Annotated in this window: 2 protein-coding genes; both read left to right on the forward strand. The window is 41.6% G+C overall.

From position 1 onward, the window contains the following. A partial coding sequence (locus tag AC1DND_RS28235) for a TlpA family protein disulfide reductase (protein WP_477586209.1) occupies positions 1-671 on the forward strand: 671 nt, incomplete at its 5' end. A 1-nt stretch (position 672) separates the two neighbouring features. Beyond that, positions 673-1,158, forward strand: a 486-nt coding sequence (locus tag AC1DND_RS28240; protein ID WP_477586211.1) for a trypsin-like peptidase domain-containing protein, incomplete at its 3' end; no start/stop codon positions are given.

A 1,158-nucleotide genomic window follows, 5' to 3' on the forward strand; every position in this document is an offset into this window, starting at 1 on the left:
GTAAAGCATTGATCAGCTTATATGCCGATTACGCAGCGGGTGTAAATAAAACCGAAGATGGTACTGATTTTCTTTCTACCGACCGTCAAAAAGGGACTTATATTTTTAATCTGAAGAGTACTAAGGTTAAAACCTACGCGCAATTCGAGGAAATGGTAAATAAGTATGGGAAATACTTTCATTACCCAAGTTTAAAAACCAAAGTCGATGCCTTGGGAACTAAACTGTATAATGCTACGCCTGGTCGGAAAGCTGCCAATTTTAGCTTTCCTGATCAAGATGGAAAGATGGTTTCGCTGAGCGATTTTAAAGGAAAAGTAGTTTTAATTGATGTTTGGGCAACCTTTTGTGGACCTTGTTTAGCCCTGGTTCCAGCCCTGAATAAATTAGAAGCAGAACTTCATGATCAAAAAGATATTGTTTTTATCGGTGTTGCACAGGATGGCCCAAAAGGAAAAGCTACCTGGTTAAAGTTAATTAAGGAAAGAAAGATGGGGGGAATTCAATTATTTGTCGGCGGAGCGAATAATGTATTGGCTAAAGACTATAAAATTAAAGTAATGCCGCGTTACCTGATTTTTGATCGCCAGGGAAATGTAGTGACCACTGAAGCCCCGCTTCCAAATAATCCGGCATTGAAAAAATTGTTGCTCGCTGAAATAAGTAAATAAAATGAAGAAGTTAATTATATTTTTAATATGCCTGTATTCGATCAGGCCAGCCTTTGCGCAAAATAATAATTTCAATATCGGGCAATTGGAGGGCGAAGTTAAATCAGGCATCCAAAAGGCTTACGCTGCGTCCGTTCAGATTGCCAACGTCGATTCAGCTAACCGGAAAGTCGGCGGGTATTTTAGCGGCGTGGTAGTAGATGCCGACGGACATATCCTCACCGCTGCCCATGCTGTTACGCCAAATGCCTTGTATCTGGTTACTTTTCCAGATGGCCGTGCGTTTAAAGCGAAAGGTTTAGGGGTTATTCATTCCATCGATGCAGCTATGATCGTGATTACCGAAAAGGGTAAATGGCCCTTCGCTAAAATGGGTTGGTCATCGATACTGGAGCCCAATATGCCTTGTATCAGTATTGCCTATCCCGGCAGTTTAATAACGGTTACAAAACCAACCGTTAGACTTGGCCAGGTTGCAGAGCTGAAG

The organism is Pedobacter sp. 01N416 (genome assembly GCF_056399685.1).